Consider the following 24,966-nt stretch of genomic DNA (forward strand, 5'->3'; position numbering starts at 1 on the left):
CCCGCGATGCTTATACCTCGACTTCACCCGGCCTTGACCGTCGTCAAGGCGGAGAGACTGCAGCGAGCGTTCACAATTCCGTTCGAGTCGCAGAAGATGATGATCGTTCAGGGGGAATTGACCTTTTCGGCGGTCTCCCAGCAGAGGTCGGCCGCAGGTATCGAATCTGACGACTACGGCAGGATATTCGCTGCGATGAAGTTCATCGATCCGGCCACATCAACAATCCTTCACCTGTCGGATCCGAGTGAGTCGGGAGACCTGATTTCCGTGGAGATGGATGACGCGTCGGATCCAGACGCAGGTATCGCGACCAGCGGCATGAGCGGTTCCAGCACCCGATACCCCGACTTCCAGTTCGACAAGAAGACCGGCGCGATCATCCCGCTGGTGGCGTATGCGAATCGCAAGCTTGGCGTCGCTCTGAATCAGTGTGAAGCTCAGTGGCGGGCCGCGCGATGGTGGGCCACTCCTCTCAACATGCTGGACGGGCTTTCACCCTTGCAAGCACTCGAATCTGGACGACTGGGACAACACGTAGTGGACCAGCTCCTCGCATTCGAAGGGGCCAAGTCATGCTGACCTACGAGGAGGAGTTGCGACTCTCTGACCGCATAGTCGCCCGGCGAAGGATCCGTGATCTGCTCCAGGAGGAAGAGCGTGAACCTTTGGGGTCGGAACTTGACGTAGTAGAGGACGGCGATCGAGCCGCGACCGAACTTATCCGGGCGTATCTTCCTCACATCAACAAGATTGCGAGCTCGATTTATCACCGAAATATTCAGAATAAGTCCTCGGTCGGATGGGATCGCAACGATCTCTTCGATGAGGGCGTCATCGCTGCGCTGCGAGTGACCAACTCGTTCAACGCTCGCGGGACAGACAACCACCCCGGTGTTCGGTTCGCCAAGTATTCATCCCTCGCGATCAGCAAGGCGATGAACAGGCTGATCGCGAAGAACAGCACCCCGTATCGCGCTGACACTGCAGCGATCCAGGCGACTTGGCGCTGGCTCGCTGCGACTGACGAATTTGTGAGGGATCACGGTCGCCGTCCGACAGACGAAGAGCTGGAAGACATCACCGGATTTGCCTGCACCTACGTGCTTCCCTCTATTCCGTCGCGGTCTACGTTCGGAGATGTTCACGACCCCGAGTACGTGTCGATCCCGGAATCGGATCCCGCGTCCATCTCGGATGACGTCGCGTACAAGCAGAGTGCGGAGTTACTCCTCGAAGTGTTGGAGTCAATGCTGGCGGAGAAGTACATGAAGTACGCCCGCATCCTCTTCTCAGTCGATGAGAATCTGCCCTACGGAGCAGCCAATGCTGCCCAGATCCTCGGAGTTCCGACACGACGGGTCGAAGCGGTCAACGAATACCTGTTCAACTTCATCTCGCACCCGCGCTACCGCGTCTGGGCATACGAGATCATCAAGGAGAAGGAAGCCATCCGAGAAGGTATCCGTGCCAGCGAGAACGGCAAGAGACTCGAACGACTCCGGCCGACCGGAGCGGGACAAGCCCCGTCCGATGCCGCGGTTCACATCCAGCAGGATGAGCTTCGGGCGGATCAGCTTCGGATTGCCGCCACGGCTTGACGAGCCTTGACGACAGACTGCCTCGACGGACTACCTCGGTAGCGGTTTGCCAACAGAAGAGATCGCCGCGCAGATCCGGTGAGAGACCAGACATCTCGACACCTGGACCAGGCCAGAGCCAGAAACTCTGTCCTCGGTTGAGGGACTGCGCGGCGATCTCTCGTCGCAGAAAACCAGATTATCCGGACGGTACGACAAGTCGGATTCACGCGTCCATGAACACTTTGACGGCACGACTGCCTCTGTCGCCAAAGAAGCGCGCAACGCCGCGGGGTCCGATCGATTCCACGTAGAATATTTCCATGGAGAGAGGCCACGAAGTCTCACACCCTAAAGGGGTCTCGGTTGAGCACGCGCGCACTTCAATTCTCTATCGACGCGACCGCCCTAGCAGTGTCACCGACGCCCAGCTCGAGTTGATCGAGGACGGCCGAGAACGATGCGGACGGATCGGCGAGTAACCGAGGCCTGGCACAGCCTGTTTCCAGCCCTAAAACGTCGCCACGGAAGATCGAGATGACGTCAGAACGGCTCGCACTGATCCCCACAAGCGATTCTGACGCCCGTTCCGGGTTTAATCGACTCGACGTATCTCGATTCTCTCCGAGACGTTCTGAATCGCACTGAGTAACAGACACTTTGCAGGAAGTCGGAGGAAGATGGATAACCCCGATAGCGCGCATACCCGCAGTGACGACGAAGCCGTCAGTACCGCCAAGGCGGCCGCACTTCTCTCCGGTGGCAGTTTCGACGCAGATACCGAAACCGCCTGCCGTCGCGTTCTCAACGGCGAGAGCGAAGTCGAGCAAGAGCTTTCAGCCTTCCGAGCTCAGCTGCGTGGTTAGCCGGCCGCGGCTCACACCAGGATGTGACATCCTCGTCAAACCGCTACTTGCAGCCACTGACCTTGAGCAACTCTGCGGGAAGGTCATTCTGCATCACGACCCCGTCGCCGTCCCATACGAAAGTCGCGGTGGCCAGACCTGACGGATTCGCATTCGAGTCCATCCCTCGCGGCCACTTGTACTGAACCGTCACGCTGTCGCTGGTGGAATCAATCACCGAGGTGAAGCCGAATGAACACGCCGTAGCTGTCCCTTGATACTCCCCGCGGTGGAAGAACATCACATGCTGCGGCGAACTACCGGTCCCGCCATTGGTTTCGGCGATCGCATAGCTCAGCTCGGCACACGGATCGAAGTTCGTCTCCCCCAGGAAAGTCCACTCAATGCCAGGAATCTGCGTTGCGGCTGGCACCTGGTCGAGGCCGGCCGATATCGCAGCAACCTTCGGGGTCGTTCCGCACTTGACTGTCGCAACCGTTGCGGGATCGACAGCGTTTGCCCCACACAGCCACGGCCATCCGGTCATCTGTCCGAGACTTTGCGGTTCCGCGGAGAAACTCTGCTCGTCACCGAACATGGAACCGTCACCGAACTGACCACCGTTCGCAGCGTCGTAGCTGTACGAAGTCACCTTCATCGCCGGTTGCGAGGAACTTCCGCCGTACGGCGCAGTGAAATTCCAGACCTCGATCGGCCTGGACGGGTCGCCTGTACAACGAACCGCGGTCTCGGCCCCTTCACCTCGATGCAGTTTCCACTCGATGGGATTGCCTTCGTACAACGAGACGGGCGGTGACATGACGGCCAATTTCGCGTCCTCCCACGACCAGACCTTGTATGAAGCAGAGCCGCCGACCTCCTTCGTGGCGACGACAACCTCCGCACCGGGCACACCGTCAACGTCCCACGCTCCGACAAACCCTGCCGCATCCTGCGCCTTCGGATCGGTCAGTAGCTGGGAGTCCGTGCCGGCTACCGCAGCTTCGATGCCGGATGCTGTCAGCACCACAATCTGACCACCTGCACGGCCGATCGAATCATCTTTGCCGTCGCCGTCGACACCCACGACAGCCAAGGACACACAGTCCTGTTTCCCTGAACAGACATCAGGCGCAGACGAAGTCGTCGTGGTCGGTGACGAAGCCTCTGCACTGTCCCCCGCTTGTGCAGCGCCTTCGACTGAATCGGCCCCACACCCAGCCACCAACAATGTGATTGACACGCAAACAGAAATCGCCAGTTTTGTTCTCACTACGCCCCCTGATTCGGTACACAATCCACGATCGGATTAATGCAACTATCGAGAAGTATGGCAGTTGTACTTCGATATGCCACAGATCGCATGGATATTTCGCGTTCGAATTCACCCTCCTGATCGGATCCAGTTTCGCTGACTCGCCGGAGGAATTATGTCGGACGCTGGCAGGTCAAGATTTCGGCACTACACCAGGAGGTCTGTGATCGGAATCGGAGCATTGGTCCTGGCGGGTGGCCTTATCGGTTGTACCGGGGAAGAAGAAGTTCAGTGCGTCTATCCCTCGACTACGAATCCCCCGGAGCCTGGAATCTGGGCCACCGGATCGACGGATGAGCTCTACACACGGCCCGGCGAGATCTCCGTGAAGATCAATTTCGGGCGGATGGGTGTGGTTGGAGCTAAACCTGTTCTTCTCGACACCGTCACCTACCAGGTGACCTCCAACTGCGGCGATGTCACTCGCCGGATCGAGAGTTGGGACGGATTGATCTCAGATGCTCAGGAACGCACCAGCTTAAATGACGAAGCCGTGGTCACGTTCTATAACTTCGTCCGAGACGAGATCTGCCCCAATGTTGATCCAAACAAACTGAATTGAACCAGCGCCTAGGTCACGGCTGGGGTCCGCCGCGCACGTACAGCGGCTTTATTCAGAAGATGCTCATTCGGTATTGCATCGAGGACTCGGCTCTCCAGCAATTGCGCCGATGGGCCATCCTCAGTCTCGGAAACCGAAAACTGGATGTTCCGCCGTTCCATCGCGAGCTTCATCCACTGGACCGCTGTTCGAGGGTTTCCAGATTCGATGTCAGCCAGGCGTTCCCGCACGAACTCCGCGTCCGCAAGAGCCAAATCCGCGAGAACGGCACCGAGTCCGTTCAGATCGTTGCCCAGTCTGTATTCATCCAACCGCTCCCTCACGCCTCGTTGGTGGGCCTCGCCAACATAGAAGATGTGGCCTGTATCGGCGTACCGGGCGACATATACCCCTGGCCGGCGTGGGCTGACCTCGGCACGTACGACGTCCAAGGGAAGCCATGCAGTCCACCAGGCCAGTGCGTCGAGAGCATCGTTGCAGTTCTCCATGGGGCAAAGCTACCGCTCTCGCCCGTCATCCTGACTGGGTGAACAAGCGACGATCGGATACTGGCTCGCGATAGCACTGTGGCGCCACAACTGAGTCAGCTACCTGCGGTAACTTAATCCCGAACACCGAACCGAGGAGTCCCACCGCACATGGCTAAGACCAATGCAACACTGATCTGGAACATCGCGAACCTACTGCGCGGCCCCTACCAGCCGAATCAGTACGGCGACGTGATCCTGCCATTCACAATCTTGCGGCGCCTCGATGCCATCCTCGCTCCTACCAAGGACCAGGTCCTCGCCGAGTACGAGAAGATCCAAGGACTTGGCGTCGATCCAGGAATCGTGTTGAAGAACAAGTTCAACCTGCCCTTCTTCAACACGTCGAAGTACACCTTTGCCAGCCTCGCAGGTAACGCCGAGGAAGTCGCAGCCAACCTGATCGACTACATCGAGCACTTCTCCCCTAACATTCGCGACGTGTTCGAAGGTTTTGCCTTGCCGACGCTTATCTTGGAATTGGAAAAGAAGAATCGCCTTTACGACATCGTGAAGGAATTCGCCAACGTCGACCTTCATCCTGATGTCGTGTCCGGCCACGATATGGGTTACATCTTCGAAGAGCTCATCCGGAAGTTCGCCGAATCGAACAACGCACAGGCCGGTGACCACTTCACTCCACGCGAAGTCATCGCTCTGATGGTCGACATCCTATTTGCGGACAAGGACGACGAGCTCACCAAGCCGGGCATCATCCGCGAGATCTATGACCCCGCAGCAGGTACAGGCGGCATGCTGTCCGTCGCCTACGACCATCTCACCAAGATGAATCCGAACGCAAACCCTGTGCTATATGGGCAAGAGGTCAACGCGCGTTCCTACGCGATGTGCAAGTCGGACATGATCGTCAAAGGCCAGGGCGTCGACAACATCTATCTCGGCGACACACTCACCGACGACGGCTTCTCAGGCAAACACTTCGACTTCTTGCTCTCTAACCCGCCCTTCGGCGTTTCCTGGAACACTCAGCAAGCTCCCGTCACCGCCGAACACGAGGAGCGCGGTCACGCCGGGCGATTCGGTCCCGGATTGCCCCGAGTTTCGGACGGCTCGCTGCTCTTCTTGATGCACTTGATCTCGAAGATGCGACCCGTACATGGGCCAAACGACCGCGGAAGTCGCCTCGCGATCGTTCTCAACGGTTCGCCCCTGTTCAGCGGCGGCGCAGGTTCAGGCGAATCCAACATTCGGAAGTGGGTCATTGAGAAGGACTATCTCGATGCGATCATCGCCCTACCCACTGACATGTTTTACAACACCGGAATCTCGACCTACATTTGGATCTTGGACAACGCCAAGCCTGCTGAACGAGAAGGCAAGGTTCAACTGATCAACGGCGCGGACATGTTTGGCAAGATGCGAAAGTCGTTGGGTTCCAAACGCAAAGAGCTCCGCGAGAAAGACAATAAGACGATCGCGCAAATGTACGTCGATTTTGTCAACGATCCCGGCACGGGTGGAGCCCCATCTGTATCGAAGATCCTCAGGAACAGCGAATTCGGATACACAACCATCACCGTCGAGCGCCCCCTGCAACTTCGATTCGAAGTCACAGATCAAAAGATCGAACAGATTCTCACCGCGAAATCAGTGAGCAAATTGAAGGAAAGCGAACAGATCGCTATTTGCAGTGCGCTCAAAAAGCTAGTCGGGCAGGTTTGGGATGACCGCGCAGAGTTCCTGCCAGAATTACAAAAGTCACTGAAGTCTAGCGGACTCGGTAAGCCCGGGGCCTCTTTGGTTAAAACAATTTGGTCGACAATAGGTGAGCATGATCCCGAAGCCAAAATTTGCACCAACGCAAAGGGTGAACCGGAACCAGACCCCGCTTTGCGGGACAGCGAGAACGTGCCATTGACGGCCGATATTCAAGAATACTTCGAGAGGGAAGTTCTCCCCCATGTCCCCAATGCGTGGATAGATCCCACGAAGTCAAAGATAGGTTATGAAATTCCGATCACTCGACACTTTCACCAGTACAAGCCACCTCGCGCTTTGGACGAAATCCAGAAAGATCTGCGAGTCCTCGTTACCGAAATTCAATCAATGCTGGCGGAGGTTGGCGCATGAACTGGCCCTCTTATCCGAAATATTTCAAGTCCGGCGTCGAGTGGATCGGGGATGCACCGAGCCATTGGAAGATCCGCCAACTGAAGTGGGGAAACCCGGTGAAGCGAGGAGCATCGCCACGACCAATCGACGATCCCAAGTACTTCGATGACGATGGTGAGTGGTCCTGGGTGCGTATTGCAGATGTTTCTGCATCTTCCGGGCGCCTTCGAGAGACTCAACAGAAATTATCAGAAGTCGGCAGTTCACTAAGCGTAAAATTGAGCCCCGGAAGCTTGTTTATCAGCATTGCCGGAACTGTCGGCAAGCCGTGCATAACCGAAATTCCTGCTTGCATCCACGATGGATTTGTTTATTTTCCAAATCTAGACATTGATGCAGAATTCCTATTTCACGTTTTTGAAGCAGGACAATGCTATCAAGGACTCGGAAAATTTGGCACACAGCTCAACTTGAACACAGATACTATCGGATCAATTCGTATTCCAATACCCGGCCACTCAGAACAAAGAGCGATTGTCGATTTCCTCAAGTGCGAGATCTCCAAAATTGATGGCCTGATACGTAAACAGTTGCAACTCATTGAAATGTTGCGCGAGGACCGAACTTCAACGGTTACAAATGCAGTGACTAGGGGTTTGAACCCCCATATTGCGACGAAGAATCCTGAGGAAAATACTCTTAGTTACATACCGCCTTCTTGGAAACGTCAAAAACTCGCTTGGAATTTCCATTTTCTGAACGGCGATCGAGGTTCGAATTATCCATCGCCAAGCGAAATATTAGATGAAGGCGTCCCTTTCATAAATGCTGGACATCTACAGGACGGAAAAGTGAATTTCTCCTCCATGAATTATGTCAGCGACGAGAAGTATGCGACGATGGGCGGAGCAAAACTCAAGACCGGTGACATTCTATACTGCCTGCGCGGTTCCCTAGGCAAGAACGCCATGGTCGACTCATTGTCGAAAGGCTCTCTCGCGTCCTCCCTCGTCGCACTCCGCAATCGAAATCCATCCGCAATTCACAGTCGATTTGTCTTTTGGCTCCTTAACTCCGGCGCCGAAGAAAGCCAAAGGTCAATACTCAGTTCAGGTTCGGCGCAACCGAACATGTCAGTTGAAGATCTGGGTGGGTTTGTTTTTGGAATTCCATCCATCGATGAGCAAATTCAAATCACCTTATACCTGGATCAAATAAGCGTGAAGATCGATTCGCTGATTGCCAAGGCCGAGGAGATGATTGAGACGCTGAATGAATACCGATCCGCTCTCATCACCGCCGCGGTGACCGGCAAGATTGATGTTCGAGGAGTTGCCTGACAATGGCCAACGCCCAAACGATTCAGATCTATCTACCTAAAGGCGACCCTTCGGGGATACGGGTCGCGAGCCTGACAACGCGAACGGTGCGCGTATTCGAGGTTCCACGCTCTCTGCTGAGGGACTTCCTGGACATGGCCGAGTCCAATCAAGTAGGTGTCTACTATCTGTTCGGTTCTGAATCGGTGGACTTCCCCCAGTGCTATATCGGCCAATCGGGCAGCGTCGGCGACAGACTGAAGCAACACACTGGCCAGAAAGAATTCTGGACCAAAGCCCTGGTCGCGGTCTCTCTGACGAACGAGTGGACTTCGACCCATGTGGCGTATCTGGAGTGGTTGTCGATCAACCGTGCGAAACAGTATGGACGCTTCGAGCTCCAAAACGGCAACGCCGCTTCAAACCCGTTCACACCGGCCCCGCTCGAAGCCGATTGTCGTGAATTCCTCGACACCATCGCGGTCCTCTTGGCGACCCTCGGCGCTCCGATCCTGGAACCAGTCCTCAAGACATCGAATGCAGGCGACGGCGGAAACACTATCGGCGAGCCTGCATCCGAACTGCTGTATTTCAAGGAGGGCGGTTGCAGCGCCACGGGGTATCAGACCCCAGAAGGCCTGCTCGTGGTGGCAGGATCAAGAGGCCGGCCAGAGGTGCGTGATTCTGCGTACCCGTCGATTAGCCGCCGCCGTGATGCGCTCCAAGCGGAGGGCGTAGTCACCATCGGCAGCGAAGGATTGGTCTTCGTCAAGGACTACCTGTTCAACAGTCCTTCCATGGCGGGAACTGTCCTCATCGGTGGCAATATCAACGGGCGAAACAGCTGGAAAAACTCTCTCGGCAATTCGATCAATGACCTTGAACAAGTAGCACTCGACTCGGTTCCCCAGACATCGGAGATTTAGTGGCTCAGCACAACGAAATTGAGTTCGAGAACGAGATCTGCAGCCACCTCGCTGATCACGGTTGGTTGTACTCGCCGACGGACGATGGCTATGACCGCGAACTCGCACTGTTCCCCGAGGACGTGCTCGGTTGGCTTGCCGACACTCAACCAGTCCAGCTGGCCAAACGTGTTGCCCCCGAATCGGCTTCCGCCAACAATCCGGCTGCAAAGGTTCTGCTGAAGCGCCTCTCTCAGTCTTTGACTGCAGACCTCAAAGCAGGCGGCGGCACGTTGGCAGTGCTGCGGCACGGATTCAAGGATGTCGCCGCCTCATTCCAGATGTGTCAGTTCAAGCCCAACACCGGACTGAACTCGTCCACGTCCGCGATGTACGGCGCCGTACGGCTTCGGGTGATGAGGCAGGTCCACTACTCGACCACCGCGCCGAAGAAGTCCATCGATCTAGTGTTCTTCGTCAACGGCATTCCCGTCGCGACGGCGGAACTGAAGACTGACTTCACCCAGTCGGTCAAAGATGCAGTCACGCAGTACAAGACTGCACGTCTGCCCAAGGGTGAGCCGCTGCTTCAGTTCGGAAGCAGTGCCCTGGTTCACTTTGCGGTTTCCAACAATGCCATCGAAATGACCACCAAGTTGGCCGGCGATGCGACCTACTTCCTGCCCTTCAACCGTGGCAACAACCACCATGCCGGTAATCCACCGAACGAGAATGGGTCCTCCCCGACGGCCTACCTGTGGGAAACCGTCCTGCAGAAGGACACCTGGCTCGATATCCTCGGCCGATTCATGCACCTCCAGGTGACTGACACGTTCGACCCCGTCACGTCGAAGAAGTCCCGCAAGCAAACGATGCTGTTTCCCCGGTATCACCAGTGGGAAGCCGTCACCAAGCTGATCCAGTCCGCCCGTACAGAGGGTCCGGGTCAGAAGTACCTGGTCCAACACTCCGCCGGCTCGGGCAAGACCAACTCCATTTCCTGGTTGGCGCAGCGACTGGCAAACCTGCACAACGACGTTGACAAGAAGGTGTTCGACTCGGTCATCGTCGTGACGGACAGAACGGTGCTGGACTCTCAGTTGCAGGAGTCGATCAACCAGATGGAGACACGCTCCGGCGTCGTCGCGCATATCGACGGTCTCGGTGGCTCGAAATCACAGCTATTGGCGCAGGCACTCGAGTCCGGCACCAACATCATTATCGTCACCATCCAGACGTTCCCATACGCGCTGGATGCGATCAATGACCGGAGTTCGTTGAAGGGCAAGAGCTTCGCCATCATTGCGGACGAGGCTCATTCGTCCCAGGCTGGCGAGGCATCGAAGAAACTCAAGTCGGTCCTCTCCGCCGCTGAACTCGCCGAAATCGTCGACGGCGGCGCCTTCGACGCGGAGGACGTGCTCGCAGCGGAGACGGCGGCTCGGGCAGCAGCGAAGAACATCTCTTTCTTCGCCTTCACTGCCACTCCGAAGGAAAAGACCCTGCAACTGTTCGGACGTCAGGGTTCGGATGGCAAGCCGGAGCCCTTCCACCTGTACTCGATGCAGCAGGCGATCGACGAAGGTTTCATCCTCGATGTGTTGCGAAACTACACGCCGTACAAGACGGCGTTCCGCCTGTCGCACAACGGAAGTACCTATTCGACGGACGAGAGTGTCAACGGCGGAACGGTAGCAATTACAGGCTCCGAGGACACCAAGAATCTGGTGGACAAGTCTGCGGCGATCAAGTCGGTGATGAACTGGGTCAAGCTTCACCCGACCAACATTGCCCAGAAGGTTCAGATCATCGTGGAGCATTTCCGTGCCAACGTGGCATGGCGTCTCGACGGTCAGGCAAAAGCGATGGTGGTGACCAGCTCCCGAAAGGCTGCGGTGCGGTACAAGAAGGCTTTCGACGCCTACGTAGCCGAAAAGGGTTACACCGATGTGGCTGCTCTGGTTGCCTTCTCCGGCGAGGTTATTGACACCGAATCCGGGGCGGACCCGTTCACCGAGACCAACTCCAATCCCGGGCTGAAGGGCCGCGATTTGCGGGATGCATTCGACACCGACGATTACCAGGTCATGTTGGTGGCGAACAAGTTCCAAACCGGTTTCGATCAGCCCAAGCTGGTGGCGATGTACGTGGACAAGAAACTGTCCGGCGTCGCCGCCGTGCAGACCCTGTCACGGCTCAACCGCATCTACCCTCCCAAGAAGGATCAGACGTTCGTCCTCGACTTCACCAACGCGGTCGCAGACATCGTCGATGCGTTCTCGCCGTACTACGAAGTCACCACCCTGGCTGACGTGACTGATCCGAACATCGTGCACAACACGGAACGGAAGATCTCCGTCGTCGGCATCTACGAGAAATCCGAAGTCAACGGTCTGGTGAACGATTACCTTGCCAAGAAGGGCAACAACGCTCTCGCCCACTGGATCAAGCCCGCGGTAGATCGGCACGACGTCCGCCAGCGCGAAGCATTCGAAGCGGGCGATACAGTCGCTCTCGAAGAGTTGATCATGTTCCGCAAGGACATCAGCACGTACATCAAGCAGTACGACTTCCTTTCCCAGTTATTCGATTACGAAGACCCTTGGCTGGAAAAGCTGTCCATCTATCTGAAGCATCTGGCTCCACAACTGACTGAACGAGTCCAAACCGACCCGATCGATCTCTCCACAGTGCAGATCGACTACATCGATCAATTGGGGCAGGAGAAGACGGACGGAAAGTTGAGCGGTGGGACGGAGTTGCAACCCTCCAACGCTGCCGGAACCGGTGTTGCACGGGACCCCGAGATGGTCGCGATGTCAGAGATCATCGAGAAGCTCAACGACCTCTTCTCCGGTGAGCATTCCGCTGCCAGCATCAAGAACGTGATCACCCATGTACGCGACAAGCTGATCGAGAGTGAACCTCTCAAACAGCAGGCGCAGGCGAACTCGCTGGCCCAGTTCTCCGCTTCCGCCCAGCTCCAAAATGAGTTCGTCACAGCTGTACTCGGCGCGATGGAATCGTCCGCGGACCTCTCCAAGCAGATCCTCAACAACGCGGATCTCGCCCAGAAGTTGTTGGGCGAACTTCTGCCTGGGATTTACCGCACCCACACCAAGGGGTCCGCGAGCGAGGACAAATAGGTCCCGCTCGCCGTGCTGTCGGGTCGGGGTCCCTTCCGTTCGTCGGATCGGGACCCCGCCTGACGAGTTTAGGCGGCGACGAATCGAACGAGCACGAGCTCATTGATGGTCGATTGCTGTCTCCCACAGTCGATTCTGACGATCCAACGAAGCGAAATCGAGTCGATCTAACTAAAAGCTCTCACCGGAGCTGAGAATCGCGCACAATCTCGACCCGTTCCTGCGACTTCGATGACAATCTCGAAGCGCCAAACATCGCTAAATCATCAGCCGCACTCTCCAGGTTTGCGATCGACACCCTGTAGTGCCACCAACCGCTCCTTCCTGTGTCAGCACTCCGGTGAACGGGTTGAGCGCCCCTCTCGTCCAGACTCACTATCTGTGAGCGATGCGGACTCCACCCGGCCGAACGGGCCGCTGATCAGCTCAGCCCATCTGTCCAGACAGCGCCCCATCGAAGGCCCACGCACAGCCGAGCGCATCCTGTCGATGTTCCGCTCCGCAATCTCCACGTAGGGGATGGAGGGGTCAGCCTTCAGCTTGGCAATCACCGCAGCGTGGAGCGAATGCTGCACAGCATCTTTACGAGTCATAGCTGGCTCAAACCAGAAAACGCGGGACGCAAGACGTAGAAGATGGGATCAACGCTGATGTGCCGCACCCAGATTTCCGTTTCAAGCATCGAGCTAATCAGTACCCAATAGAAACATGGGCGCCTACACCGCGCGCGGTGGGTGAGCTCACCTGGAATGGCTCTTGATCGCCGATTCGCACTCGATACCAAGAGCTGTTCCCCTCCTTCACCTCTACCGCGAACTGCATCAGACAGGCACGAGTATCGGTATTAAGGACGCCGGATCCAAGTATGTGCTGCCCAACGATTTCTTCTTCGTCATCAGTAACAGTCACAAGCGCCCGATAGGTCAGGTCTGGTGCCCGCGCATCGCCCCGGCACTCGATCCAGTCGAGGCCTCCTTTGTACTTTTCGAGCACCTCTGTTACAACCGGGGATAGCGTGATCGATCCGGGCAATCGGAATGTTGAAGCCTCCGACGCGAGTGATGGAACAGCTCCTGGCGTAGCCTCCAACATTTCTAACGTCGGCCTCGCGGGGGCTTCGCCGCCCGAGCTAGCACATCCAGTAAGAGACATGCTAGCGAGCACGACAAGGACCATGTATCGGTTCATTGGATAGGAATACCATTCAGAGAGTCCGTTTACCAGTTTGCTTAAATAGCATCTATGACTCGACCCCCAGGCCCCGGCTGGTATCCCGATCCTGAGAATCCGGCGGTAAACCAGCGATGGTGGGACGGGACGCAATGGACTCCCGCGGTGCAGCCACTCTATCCGCAACCCCGCGCAACCGACTTAGTTGTCCGCGGTGCGAACATCAAAGACTCACTGTTTTCCAAGTGGCTGCAAAAATGGACACCCGAGATACCTTCTGGTGAAACCATCAAAGTGATCGCTCGCGCCTCAGGGATGAAACCGACCCTCGATTCCATGGTGATCACCGACCGCAGGGTGATGTCCGGCTGGTCCGATGATGTGGTTAAGTCCGGTCCGAAAGTCACGCTTGAAATCAATCGAGTTTCGCGGGTCGAAGTCCGCAAACAGATGTCCGGACACTTCCTTTACATCATCAGCAATGCCAATGCCACGCTCTGTTTCGGTCGCCTTGAGCCTGGCGATGTCGAGTCGAACCTGATCTCAAACACAATTGCGGCACTCGCACCATGGTCGCACCCCGAACAGCCGGAGCCGGCCACCACTGCGGCCAGTGCTCGTCCGAGTCAACACGCCGAACCCGAGCCGATGGAAGGTTTCGTACCCTACGCGACCGCCCCGCCCATGCATCAGCAACCGATTGCGTTCGACGCCTCGACGCCCCCACGTCCCGGCACCCAAGTTCCATCAGATTGCGTCTGGGCCCAAATACCCCACCCGGGACCAATTCCCAAAGGAGGCAGATTCGGTGACACGGCATCTCGAATGCGCGCATTAGGCACAATTGCCGGCCGAACCGAACGGGAAATCGTCGCATTCGTCGGCGCTCCGAACGCAAGGAATGGAACCGGCGACGGCAATTACATCCTCCAGTGGATCAAGATCGGTGCTTGGTCGGGTAGCTCGCACTATGTTCTGTCATTCGACCGGTACGGAGTGTGTTGGGGAATAGACCACGAGTTCGCCTAACCCAGTGGCAAGCCGAGCCTTAGGGAACTGATCCCGCCACTTCAGAGTCCTTACTGAGGGATCCCTGCGGTCCCTTCACCTTCGCGTTAGCCGTCGGAATCAGGACCCGAAAGGTTAGCTGAAGCCGTATTGACAAGACTTTCCCGCCCACCACTCCATGCCAGCGGTGCCCCGATTGCTGAGGCCGTATCGATCGAACTGGACTGTATAGATCGCAGACTCGACTGGGCGTTCGCGATCGATTCGAATGCAGAGCTGCCGTCTCTGCTGAGACCTGGTTTCGCGATAGTGACGAATGACTTGCGCCGGAATGTGACAGCATCAAGATTCACTTTTGACTGGCCGCGCAAAAGGTCCCACAACTGGCGTCTCGCTCCCCCGGTACCTCCAACGGAACGCGTAGGCCTCTCCATCCGACGTCCTGTCAACTCCCTCATCGCCGCCCCAACTACAACAACAAGTGCGGGCGTTAGCCCGCGGTTTCGGTTCCCTCTCCCTCGACCAACTCCGGGGGCATGACGTTCGTTTTGCTCTCTATTAACGAGGGGCACTCCAGTTGTATCGGTTCGCCTCTGTCCGGGGTAGACGAGTTGATCGGAGGACCGGAGGGGCGTCTGAACGAGGTCATCTGAAAGCTCGAGCAGTTTCCCGTCGGTCGGACATCGGCGCGGAATCCGGACAGGATTTCGTGCAGAGGTCCGACCGACGGAACAGCTCTTCGTCAGTACATCGATTGAGTGCTCATGAAGAGGTCATCCAACCTGCTGGATCTCCACGACGTCCGTCGGAGTTCCTCATTGCGGCGCATCCCGGATCGGACTCCACACCGATCGGCGCTGTCATGGTGAGGTCCTTCTGCATGGAGCGGCGCCCGGGATGAAGTCCGTCCTAATGAGGTCAACACACAGATCGGATGACCCGCTGAGATCATGATGGTGTCATCTTGTCGGGCGCCTACAAGATCGGTCCGCCGCCCTGAACTAGCGCTAGACGGAGACTGAATCTGACCCGAAACAGTTCTGTCGCAGATGATCTCAACTACTCGATCGGCCGATGTGCGGAGATCATGATGAGGTCATTTTGGATGGCCAATTCAGCGTCGGTCACACTTCCGAAACGGAGTCCACTCTGCGACGGATGCAGTCCCGGAATCCTTCTATCCCAGATGATCTCAAAGACTGGAACGGTTGATGTGCGGAGATCATCATGACGTCATCTGGTCTGCGCAGATCCTGCGCCCTCGCGGATCACGAACCGGTGCCATCACTTTGAGTGGAACCTGTAAGGAGTCAACTGCTTCCAGATGATCTCCACGCGAGGTCAACAGATCAGTGTGAGTTCATTTTGAGATCATCTTGCTGCGCCGTTCTATCCGTGTTCGGAGATCTGTCAGCAGGGGTTGATCACCACGGATGTCACCACGGAACCCGAGCCGGAAGAACACTCTGACCGGATCTCCTCGCGATGTCCCAAACTGCTGCCGAGATCACGATGAGGGAGGCTGGTCCCACTCCGTAGTGGGGATACCCGATCGGCCGTTCGATGATTCTGTCTCGCAGTCAGGTTGTTCGAAGCAGGAACGCAACTTGGATTGTATCGACACCTCGATCAAGATCCTTCTGCCCCTCATGGTGGCCTGTTGGGGGTGCATGCCCTGAAGCTGGACAACATCTTTCATCCGGACCTCGTACCGGTCAATATCGTTGAGCCACAAAGGCAGTCGGCCATAGTGTCTGGACCAAACAGGGGCACTGCTGGAGACAGAAGGATATACCCGCGATGATTTCCGCACATGATCGGACGGGCAGGTTGGATCGGGGCATCTTGATCAAAGACTCCGAGAATCGGCGGCGCATACTCGTCAGGAGGGGAACACCGTGGCGAAGTACGTGACGAGCAACGTCGCGGGCTCCCGACAAGGTGGTTCATGGAGGCAATCAGGGCGAAGTTCTGATCGGAGTTTCTCCTCGCGGAGGGAGCATCCCGGAGCGGGGTAGAGAGTATTGAAGTAAGTAGAGAAGAGTCGAAGCGCCAAAATGGTCGAAAAACGTACGTTTTTCGCGATTCACAAGGCTCCTACCAGCGATGTCGAGTGCAAGTAGAACTGATACGACACTTCAAAATATTCGGGAGATGGCTTCTTCTACCTTCCCATACGAACGTCGCTCTACAGCGACACAGATTCCGACACGCATGGGGTGAATCATGATGGCCGACAATGTTGATCTCAGTCGAAGCGACAAGAGTATGCAGACAAAACTAGCTGCTCAGTCCATGCGAGCCCGATACATCGATGCGCTACTCAAAGGCGAAGCGTCGGTCGCACAGCTGAAAGCGAAGAGCCAGGAGCGCGGGTTTCACCATTTGAAGAAGATCTGGATCCGCGACCTGCTGATGAAAAAGCATAGCTGGAGCCAAGATCGGGCAGAAGACCATATGCTCAAACGGAACCTCGGCGCCAAGACGCAGCTTGTCGACGTCCGATCCACGTACGACCTGAACACACTCGAGATGTTGCTCGCAGAGACTGACCAGGGTGGATACACGTCCAGGCCGTCGTACCCAAAAGGATGGCCATGGCGAGGGAAATTGAGTGCCCTGATCGAGCTGTACGGTCTCGAACAGGACCCGACGCTAGGGCCCGAAGCCAGCTTGGTCATTCACGGCGAGCCTGTTGGCGAGGTCCATGATCTGGACGCCCTGATGGGACTCGAAGACGACTACGACACTCCGGCTCAACTCGCGCGCCGCCTGGTGGGAAGCTGACCACATCTCGTCAGCAGCCTGCCTTCTTGAGTTCGTGTAAAACGTCCTCGACATCGAACACCAAAGCTTCCATGACATCCAGGACGGAGTGCCTGCCATCGACGCTCGGTATAGCGATCGTCTCGACGTAGCCGACCTCCAGGGTTCCGTCGAGGGTTCGGTATGTAGGTGCCTTGTCCGTACTCTGGCCAATTGGTCGATCCAAGATGACCGATCCGATAACTGCCCCATCAACCATCTCCACCGGATGAAGGTCAACAGACCTGATTATGATGTCATCGGCCTTGCGCTTGATCCCCAATTCCATTGCCGAGTAGGCGATCACATTGATCGTTCGATGTTTGTCCACATTCACCAGTTCGTTCAGGACTTGGAGGCGCGCTGTTGCAGGGTCGGATACGTTGTACGGCTGCCGACTTTCGACAACAGCCAATACGGTGGGGTCGACCAAGGCGCCAAGGGTCTTGGTGGGCCCTGCGAAGCCCTTCACCGGGTCGGTCAGAATCGGAAACGACATCGCCTTCACATGTTTGGGAGACAGAGCGTTACGGTCGGCAGCGTGACCGAAAACTGAATGATCTAACGCTGCACGAAGGTTTGTCAGGATATCCCCGACGATCACACCCCAGGAATCAGGCAGTTCGGATTTGACCTTGACGTGATATTCGATGACTGCCAACCTCTTGTCCTGCGGAGGTTCACCTTCTTTCGGGACAAACTCGTAAGCATCGAGAGCACGGAACGCGGTGATGCTCGCATCCAGCAGCGCAAGGTGTTGTTTCGCTCGTTCCAACTTCTGATATGCGCTTTTCATGTCGACATCATAGGGGTCGCAGAGATCGCTAACCCGCCTTAGCTGGGGGAAGATCATCATGGATCCCCGCTCGCGTCCAGTGCGTCTATGAGCACGGTTTGGAGTCCGTAGTACGAGCGTCTACGCGGACGCGACTCAGTCGTCAGAATCGAGCTGAACGCAGTCTACGGGCGGTACATCGCCAAGCCGGCACACCTGATCACCGCACGGAAAGACCCCGGCACGAACGAGTACCGGGGCCTGAGTTGTTATCCGCGACGGCTGCTACCTGAGACCACGACTCTGATCGATGATCTGAAGCGCTGCCTCCATCGAGATTTCGCTTTGCGCCGCAACTAGGTTGGAGGCTTGTGCGCCCGCGTCTCTCACCCCTTCTGCGCCAGCCTCCAGGACCCGAGCACTCTCTGCGTTCAAATCTCGCATGTCGGAGGTGCTGTCATATGTTGCGCGTCCGAACTCGCCCACTCCCGTCAGGAAACTGTCGCTTGACTGTGCCAGACTCTCTGCAACTGCATTCATGTTGTCCACACCATCTCCGAACCTTGATGTTGCTCCGGATAGTTCCCTCGCTGCCGAAGAAATCACCTGGCTTTCACTACCGAAATCTATGTCGCGGAACAGCTCCGAGATATTGAGGTTTCGGGGGTCGAATGCAGTCTCTACCGAGTCGCTGATACCTTGTGCGGCGATCTCACCGGCCTCTGCTACGGCACTTGAGATCTGATCGATGTTGAGTTGGTTAACTATCGCGCCGTCACGCTCGAGCGGCGCAGATATCGGTGTGACACTGTCTGCATCGATCCCTCGCTGCACTTCCTGGACAGCGCTGTCAATACCATCAGGACGGAGTTGCGAACCACCTACTGCCTCACTGACACCGGCCATCTTGGCGACCTCACTTTGATTGTCGCTCAAGTTGGTTTCAGGGAAACCAGCTTCCCGGCGTGCCGTCCCAGACAGGTCAGGTTTGCCGACCAATTCTTCAACCAAAGTGTCTTGCATGGAGTCCTTGGCTTCCTGCTCTTCCCTCTGCGCCTTGCTGAGCAGTGCCTCCGTTGGACCGTATCGAAGAATCTCTGCAGCAGCATTTGAACCTCTCTGCTCGGAGGCATTCACCTTGTCCCTGGCAGTTTCGAGCTTATTCCGCTTTCCCTTTGCCAGGTCGATGGACGCCTTCGCGCCGTCGCCGATTGCTTTCTCGAATTCTTTTCCAGCCGGCGCCCTCTTGTCGACGGCGGCGAATCGCTTGCCAGGATTGAGATTTTCATCGTCTGAAGTGACCACATCCGATTGTCCCTTGACATCGCCCGTCGCAATGCCTGTCTGGTCGGGCCCGTTCCTGCCCTTGGTGAACCACCCCTTCATCCTGTTCATGGAATCATCCAGAGGTGACGCGGGGTAGTTCGGCAGGTATTTGCGGATCTTGGGTCCCGCTTCGAGTGCTGTTGCGCCTGCAGTCATGTTCGTCATCGGATTGAAGATGTTGAGACCAATGGTCACTTTGAGGATGACGCCGAGGAGCACGATACCCAGGAGGCCCGCGATCCCATCTACGATCGTACGACCGATGGTGTCTGTCACCTGCAGCGCCCGGGCGCCGGAGACAGTCGCGCTGACAGTAAGGAACATCAGCGCGAAGAACACCTGGATGCCAGCCTGTACCCCCTGCGTCTTGAGCAGAAGGATCCCGGTGTTCTTGGTCGCCCGTGCGCCAAAATCCGTAGGGACAAGCAACAATAGGAGATAAAGTGGGGCGAGCAGGACGATTCCGACAGCGACTAGTTGAGACAGCAACGCGCCAACCAAGATCGGCAGGAGGATCCATGCGAGCACCATTATGACGATCAACCCCATGACCGCAAACCACTGAGCAGATCGATTCGGATCTCCACCCGAGACTTTGTCGTAGAACGCACCAGCAGCGGGAGCATTACTGAACTGCACTCCGCCGCTCCCTTCGCCGAACCTTGCACCGAACTCGACCACACCAAAAAGATCGAGCTGAGGTCCCACCGCTACGCCTTTGTATGCAGCGAAGTTGAAGTTGTTCGATGTCGGATAGTTAGACCCGAGAGGATCATGGGTGATCGGCTCTGACGGTGTCGTCACCTCCCCATCCGACGTGACCGATTCGAAACCACACTTGCCTGTGTCGGTCCCGAACGTCTTCTCCTGCTTAAATTGTGTGTAGCTGCCGATGTAGACGTCCCTCCAGTCCGGGTTGATTTCAGCGTTACCACCCGGGGTAGGCCAGATACACACTGCGAAATAGGTCAACGCCATCTGGGCTGTATCAATAACCTTGGTCTTCTTGTCCCCCTTCGTCTGGAATATTGGCCCGAACAGACTCCTAGCGACCATCTCGCGGCGATCTCGATCCGCCTGCTCGTCACCTACCCACTCGCCGTCGGCCGTCACGAGGAGCCCATCTCGCTGCCCCGCTGACGAATGCTTCACCGCACCAAGAGATCCCTCACCTCCCGGGTCGACAACGTCGTTCGTGCCGTCGAAAATGCCCATTCCGCCAGTTCCTATGAGCTCGCCATACAAACCAGCTACCCTGGAAACGAAGATCTGATCTCCGACACTTATTTTTGCCTGCGATTCTGCGAAGCGGCACCATGTTGCATCAGCACTCGAGCTGTCCCCGAGTGCTGCCAACTTGTAGTTGTCAAAATGGAGCAATCCCACCAGGTTGTCGAAAGATGTGAGTATCCGCCCTTTCGTGAGATCACCACTACTAGCTGCGCTGTTTTCGTAGATAGCGTGAAGAGACTCCACATAGCGATGGCAAGTATCGTTTTCATAGCTGGCGCCGCTCGTGATCGAATCGGTCCCCATCAGCAGAACCGAGCTTGCAGCTCCACCGATGAGGCTGAATATCCACCCCGTCTTGGTGATGATCCAGCCCGGTGACGCGACAGCCCAAGCACTTGGGTCGGAAGAGGCGCCATCGGGAATTCCTGCGCCCGTGCCGTTTATGCCATTCGCAGTAACTCCGTCGTTCGCCATGCCGGCAATTGGAGCCTTGCTCGTGCTCGTGTTGTCGATGTGGTTCTTCGTCGCCTGGGAGAAGACCAAGGTCATAACCCCAATCACAACTCCAGCGGTAAGGACTGGCTTTAAGACGTCCCAGAAGTCTCCGCCCCCATACCTCCACTTCGAGCCGAAACTCCAGAGTCCAGCCGTGACCGCTGCGAGACCCACCCAGATCAGGTAGTCGGAAGGTTCTCCGGTGATGCCTAGGAAGTCGAACCCGACCGTGTACGAAATCTCTTCCGCCCAATAGACGAGGCGGCCCATCAGCTCCGCCGTGGTCACCATCGTGAGGAGGAATCCGAGGCCGACAACAAGGAACATCCCGACGCTGAGCAACATTTCGGAAAGGCCGCCCCGCGCATTCGACTCCACCAATCCGAAACTGAGGTCACTGAGCGACATGTCTGCGGTTGGAATCTCGGAAACTGTATTCCACCGACTGAAGGTCAAGTACTTCGAAGCGGCACTTGTCAACGTCTGCGTTTCGCGCGCTTGATCACGATACTGCGCGGGCGAGTAATCCACTGCTGCAATCGCTGTCCCTTCCATCTGCGATGCAAGAGCTACCTGAGTACCGCCCAGCATGACACACACAGCTGCAAGCACGATCAACAAGAATTTGGTCGAGAGAAGGTTGATTGTTCTCGATCGCTTCAGGATGCGACCGTTTTCAGGCTGAGCTTCTGATGTGCGACTTTTCTTTCGAGGGTGGAGACTGCGTCTCATGGCGTTCACCTTTGTCGATGGGCTTGTCCGCTCCGGCTTCATTGGAAGAACAAAAATTGCTGCTAAACAGTGCAATTCGTCTTCTCGAGATGAAACTAGCCCTTCGTGAAATTGGTCTAAAGGGTGAGACTAGCCCGCTTGAACTCCTTCGATGATGAAGATCGAAGACACACCAGAGTCGAAGGACTGCGAAATGCCTTGCCCATCTGTGCCCCTCGCAACATCAGCGATTGAAGATGCGCTCGTCAGCCTTCTACTATCCAGTGGATTCGATAGTCGAAGAACATTGTTACGCAACGATGTACTGGATTGGAATGGTCAGCCATGACGAATAGAACCCGCACATTGAAGAGCAACTTCGTGCTTGCTCTCGGCGCGGCACTAGCCCTGACAGCTTGCTCGACGCCTGAACCTTCCAAAGCCGATCAGCTCATGACGGTTCAAACCGCGTACCGGGACGCTCGAGTCGAGAAGGATATCGAGAACTTCCGAAACTCGGTCTGCCCAGAGATGTACTCGTCGATCGATATCGACTGGGCCCCGGACAGGGTCCTTGAACTGAACATTCTGGACGACAAGAACTCTGACTCAGAGGTACTCACCGAGGTGAAGTACGAACGTCTGGATCAGCCTGGCGATACCTACGACAACATCGTTCGCTATGTGAAGACGGACGGTAGCTGGAAAGTCTGTGGCCTGTACTAGTTTGACTCACGTCCGTCCTAGACCGATCGACTGCGACGAATCACCACTCCGGCAGATGATGCCGCCACGGATGACCCGGAGGAAGCCCGACCCGCTCACTCGCAGCGAGATCCCTCATATAGGCCGGCAGCAGGATCGGCGCCTCATCCGCGGGCATCGTCATCCGTTCCCACTGATCCTCGTAGTCTTCAAACACCCACGAATACGTACGCGCAGCGCTGGGCTTGGTCGTCCTAGCCCCCAGCTCGGCAGTCGGGTCGGTGAGCCAGTCCCGGTACGCGATCCAGGCACCGGCTGCGGCATGATCTCTCGGCACGACAAAGGTGCGAGGAGTACCGAACGGATTTTCCGGCAGGACAACCAGCAGGTACCACTCCTGCGGTGACATCGCCGGCAGCAATCCCTTTTCACCGAAGTACCAGGAAGGGTTCGAACTGTACGAGGCCGCCTTGACCTGCGCGGACACCATCGCGCCAGATTCCATATGCACCGCAAGCACATCTGTTCGGGCGACTCCGTCCCTCGTCAGCGAAGCTGCCCAGCCGAGCCCAGCCAGGACGGTGCAGGCCCAGTGCTCCCCTACCGACTTGGTGAGCTTCTTATCGCGGGACGTCCTTGTGCCTGACACGGCTACCGGCGATGCGGCTAGCGGGAACAGCACAAGTTCCGGAGCGGACAGATCGATCGTCACGAGGACCTCCAGATGGGTGCTGAACAGTATTGCGTGGAACCTAAGTCAGAGGTCCGACAGAAACGGCATAAGTGAAGGGAGTTGAAGGCGAGGAAGGTCCGACCGGTGTTTGGACAGCGCAAGTAATCCGTCAGCCTCGAGCAACCGGGTCAGTCCAGGATCGTCGATATACGGCAGCAAGATCGGTGGCGCGCCGCCCACACTTGCCCTCACCACACCGGGAGGGGCCGACCGAGTCGGATTGTTGGGCGCTGAAAACCTCAAGAACCTATTCCCCTGCCTTCTAACATCATCTCGAATACCCGGTCGAACCCCAATGGCTCAGAATCGAGGGCTAGGTCCCTCGATTCTGCTGTCCCTTCCGTCTGCTGACGCGCCTAATCGCCAAGTAGCCCACCCCTACACCGACGGCGAGGAAGGCGATCACCACGAACCAATTCCTGTCCTGGTATCCGACTACAATGCCTGTGCCCCAAAGCAACAGCAGGACGGCGGCGATCTTCAACTTCTCATTCGGCAGCAGACCCCCACCCTGCGCCTGCCTCGCCGCCTTCGTGGCAGCGGACTTGGCCTGCTTCTTCTGTTTCTGCTGCTGAGACCACTCGATACTCTCTTGTCGTCGTACTTCCGATTTCGCAGCGGATGTAGTCCGTCGTTGCGCACGGGCAGCCCGTTGATGCATATCCAGCATCTGTTTGTCCGCCTTGGCGGACTCCTGCGCTGCACGACGGGTCGCAACAGAGTTGCAGTAAAAGCAGGTCGGGTCATCGAACACTGTGTGGACTCGGCAAGTCATCGGCTAACCGTAGAGGAATAGCCGTACTGATCTCAACAATAGAGCTGCCGTAGGCATCGACGGTTACCAGTGACACTTATTTCTAGTACTTTTGGTGGATAAGGTGAGGTGCGCGTCTTCGGGCACTGACGCAATTTGAGGCGTCATGTCGGTTCATTGATCTGAGACCTAGCTGCACAGCAACTCTGTAGATCCGTATCAACTTCGTTATGTGGCGATCGTACGACTGACGTTGGTCCGACCAGTAGACCCTAGCCTGGACGGGCGACTCTCGCTCTGGCGACCAATCATTCAGCTTGGGGCGACGGGGCGCCACAGTTTCAATTCGATCTGGCGAACTGCGATTAACGCGAGTGGCCCATGAGGCTTCAGCTCGAAGCGGGCTAATTCAAATCGCTATCGAAGACGAACGAACGCGACGAGCTTCAATGTCGATCAGCTTCGCAGCTAGGGGGCCGCAACGCGCCCTCCGAGTCGATACTCGTCAGACGAACTCGGCCCATCATTGTTTCGCACTGTCCGGCAGGTAGATTCCGACCTCCAACGCCAGCCGACACTCTGCCTCGGACACCCCAGCTGACGATCCGCTACCCCTCCCCCTGATCACAAGCGCATTCAGGGACCCGAACTGCATCACATTTCCCGTCCAGATGACGATCGCGCCGTGCGCGTGTAGATAGAGGAGTTTTCCGTAGGGGGTCTCCCTTCTATCCCTGGGTGGCCATTGGTGAAGCTTCGCCGCGATCATTTCCACCGCATCGGGGTCGTCCAGATCGTCGTCGAATCGCACCTTATGGCGCGGTTCGCGCAGACTCGGTGGTTCGCCCAGACTCTCCGATTCTTCTTCGACAGGGACCGTCTCCTCAAATCCCAACCAGTCAAGACGATCACAGGGCGGAGGTTTGAATCGAGTACGGAGATCGACTGGCCCCGTCGCACTGTCGCCGAGCTCGATGTC

General features: G+C 56.8%; 16 protein-coding genes. 11 read left to right on the plus strand and 5 right to left on the minus strand.

Annotation, left to right across the window (positions count from 1 at the left end; genetic code table 11):
• The first annotated feature begins 6 nt into the window (after positions 1-6).
• The 3 genes from QM596_RS20365 (at position 7) to QM596_RS20375 (ending at position 2,446) form a co-directional block, all read left to right on the plus strand.
• Positions 7-582: a hypothetical protein gene (locus tag QM596_RS20365; protein WP_283309805.1), complete on the plus strand. Its 576-nt coding sequence runs from the start codon at positions 7-9 to the stop codon at positions 580-582.
• Positions 576-1,601: a sigma-70 family RNA polymerase sigma factor gene (locus tag QM596_RS20370; protein WP_283309806.1), complete on the plus strand. Its 1,026-nt coding sequence runs from the start codon at positions 576-578 to the stop codon at positions 1,599-1,601. The genes QM596_RS20365 and QM596_RS20370 overlap by 7 nt, the downstream gene beginning before the upstream one ends.
• Positions 1,602-2,260: 659 nt before the next feature.
• Positions 2,261-2,446 (plus strand): hypothetical protein, encoded by a 186-nt coding sequence (locus tag QM596_RS20375; protein ID WP_283309807.1) that lies wholly within the window; start codon positions 2,261-2,263, stop codon positions 2,444-2,446.
• 43 nt (positions 2,447-2,489) lie between these two features.
• On the opposite strand, the gene QM596_RS20380 is transcribed toward QM596_RS20375, so the two are convergent.
• Positions 2,490-3,527: an LppP/LprE family lipoprotein gene (locus tag QM596_RS20380; protein WP_283309808.1), complete on the minus strand. Its 1,038-nt coding sequence runs from the start codon at positions 3,525-3,527 to the stop codon at positions 2,490-2,492.
• A gap of 376 nt (positions 3,528-3,903) precedes the next feature.
• On the opposite strand from QM596_RS20380, the gene QM596_RS20385 reads away from it, so the two are divergent.
• Positions 3,904-4,302 carry a hypothetical protein gene (locus QM596_RS20385; protein ID WP_283309810.1) on the plus strand — a complete coding sequence of 133 codons (399 nt, stop codon included), beginning with the start codon at positions 3,904-3,906 and terminating at the stop codon, positions 4,300-4,302.
• A gap of 8 nt (positions 4,303-4,310) precedes the next feature.
• Here the strand turns inward: QM596_RS20385 and QM596_RS20390 are convergent, their stop codons facing one another.
• Entirely contained in the window at positions 4,311-4,790 is a 480-nt protein-coding gene (locus QM596_RS20390) for a hypothetical protein (protein WP_283309811.1), read from the minus strand.
• 150 nt (positions 4,791-4,940) lie between these two features.
• Here QM596_RS20390 and QM596_RS20395 point away from each other — a divergent pair, with 150 nt between their 5' ends.
• The 6 genes from QM596_RS20395 (at position 4,941) to QM596_RS20420 (ending at position 17,237) form a co-directional block, all read left to right on the plus strand.
• Positions 4,941-6,920, plus strand: coding sequence for a type I restriction-modification system subunit M (locus tag QM596_RS20395; protein ID WP_283309812.1), 1,980 nt, complete (start codon positions 4,941-4,943; stop codon positions 6,918-6,920).
• Entirely contained in the window at positions 6,917-8,242 is a 1,326-nt protein-coding gene (locus tag QM596_RS20400) for a restriction endonuclease subunit S (RefSeq protein ID WP_283309813.1), read from the plus strand. Before QM596_RS20395 ends, QM596_RS20400 begins: the two co-directional genes overlap by 4 nt.
• 2 nt (positions 8,243-8,244) lie before the next feature.
• Positions 8,245-9,147 (plus strand): GIY-YIG nuclease family protein, encoded by a 903-nt coding sequence (locus tag QM596_RS20405; RefSeq protein WP_283309814.1) that lies wholly within the window; start codon positions 8,245-8,247, stop codon positions 9,145-9,147.
• Entirely contained in the window at positions 9,147-12,272 is a 3,126-nt protein-coding gene (locus QM596_RS20410; protein ID WP_283309815.1) for a type I restriction endonuclease subunit R, read from the plus strand. The genes QM596_RS20405 and QM596_RS20410 overlap by 1 nt, the downstream gene beginning before the upstream one ends.
• Positions 12,273-13,514: 1,242 nt before the next feature.
• The gene (locus tag QM596_RS20415) at positions 13,515-14,471 is read left to right on the plus strand and encodes a DUF2510 domain-containing protein (RefSeq protein WP_283309816.1); all 957 of its coding nucleotides are present in this window, start codon (positions 13,515-13,517) and stop codon (positions 14,469-14,471) included.
• A gap of 2,205 nt (positions 14,472-16,676) precedes the next feature.
• A complete protein-coding gene (locus tag QM596_RS20420) occupies positions 16,677-17,237 on the plus strand; it encodes a hypothetical protein (RefSeq protein ID WP_283309817.1) in 561 nt (186 codons plus the stop codon).
• Between the two features lie 10 nt (positions 17,238-17,247).
• Here the strand turns inward: QM596_RS20420 and QM596_RS20425 are convergent, their stop codons facing one another.
• Together QM596_RS20425 and QM596_RS20430 are read right to left on the minus strand one after the other, a co-directional pair.
• Positions 17,248-18,051, minus strand: a complete 804-nt coding sequence (locus tag QM596_RS20425) for a hypothetical protein (RefSeq protein ID WP_283309818.1) — start codon at positions 18,049-18,051, stop codon at positions 17,248-17,250.
• 264 nt (positions 18,052-18,315) lie between these two features.
• Positions 18,316-21,816, minus strand: a complete 3,501-nt coding sequence (locus QM596_RS20430) for a hypothetical protein (protein WP_283309819.1) — start codon at positions 21,814-21,816, stop codon at positions 18,316-18,318.
• A gap of 324 nt (positions 21,817-22,140) precedes the next feature.
• Here QM596_RS20430 and QM596_RS20435 point away from each other — a divergent pair, with 324 nt between their 5' ends.
• The gene (locus tag QM596_RS20435) at positions 22,141-22,521 is read left to right on the plus strand and encodes a hypothetical protein (protein ID WP_283309820.1); all 381 of its coding nucleotides are present in this window, start codon (positions 22,141-22,143) and stop codon (positions 22,519-22,521) included.
• Between the two features lie 40 nt (positions 22,522-22,561).
• Here QM596_RS20435 and QM596_RS20440 read toward each other — a convergent pair whose 3' ends face one another.
• Positions 22,562-23,212, minus strand: a complete 651-nt coding sequence (locus QM596_RS20440; RefSeq protein ID WP_283309821.1) for a hypothetical protein — start codon at positions 23,210-23,212, stop codon at positions 22,562-22,564.
• Between the last annotated feature and the right edge of the window lie 1,754 nt (positions 23,213-24,966).

Source organism: Rhodococcus sp. IEGM 1406 (assembly GCF_030056745.1).
Classification (GTDB): domain Bacteria; phylum Actinomycetota; class Actinomycetes; order Mycobacteriales; family Mycobacteriaceae; genus Rhodococcus_F; species Rhodococcus_F erythropolis.

What these genes read in the sequence shown, in the direction of transcription:
- QM596_RS20365 (WP_283309805.1), top strand. Translation starts at nt 7, where the DNA reads ATGCTTATACCTCGACTTCACCCGGCCTTGACCGTCGTCAAGGCGGAG.
- QM596_RS20370 (WP_283309806.1), top strand. Translation starts at nt 576, where the DNA reads ATGCTGACCTACGAGGAGGAGTTGCGACTCTCTGACCGCATAGTCGCC.
- QM596_RS20375 (WP_283309807.1), top strand. Translation starts at nt 2,261, where the DNA reads ATGGATAACCCCGATAGCGCGCATACCCGCAGTGACGACGAAGCCGTC.
- QM596_RS20390 (WP_283309811.1), bottom strand. Translation starts at nt 4,790, where the DNA reads ATGGAGAACTGCAACGATGCTCTCGACGCACTGGCCTGGTGGACTGCA.
- QM596_RS20395 (WP_283309812.1), top strand. Translation starts at nt 4,941, where the DNA reads ATGGCTAAGACCAATGCAACACTGATCTGGAACATCGCGAACCTACTG.
- QM596_RS20400 (WP_283309813.1), top strand. Translation starts at nt 6,917, where the DNA reads ATGAACTGGCCCTCTTATCCGAAATATTTCAAGTCCGGCGTCGAGTGG.
- QM596_RS20405 (WP_283309814.1), top strand. Translation starts at nt 8,245, where the DNA reads ATGGCCAACGCCCAAACGATTCAGATCTATCTACCTAAAGGCGACCCT.
- QM596_RS20415 (WP_283309816.1), top strand. Translation starts at nt 13,515, where the DNA reads ATGACTCGACCCCCAGGCCCCGGCTGGTATCCCGATCCTGAGAATCCG.
- QM596_RS20420 (WP_283309817.1), top strand. Translation starts at nt 16,677, where the DNA reads ATGATGGCCGACAATGTTGATCTCAGTCGAAGCGACAAGAGTATGCAG.
- QM596_RS20425 (WP_283309818.1), bottom strand. Translation starts at nt 18,051, where the DNA reads ATGAAAAGCGCATATCAGAAGTTGGAACGAGCGAAACAACACCTTGCG.
- QM596_RS20430 (WP_283309819.1), bottom strand. Translation starts at nt 21,816, where the DNA reads ATGAGACGCAGTCTCCACCCTCGAAAGAAAAGTCGCACATCAGAAGCT.
- QM596_RS20435 (WP_283309820.1), top strand. Translation starts at nt 22,141, where the DNA reads ATGACGAATAGAACCCGCACATTGAAGAGCAACTTCGTGCTTGCTCTC.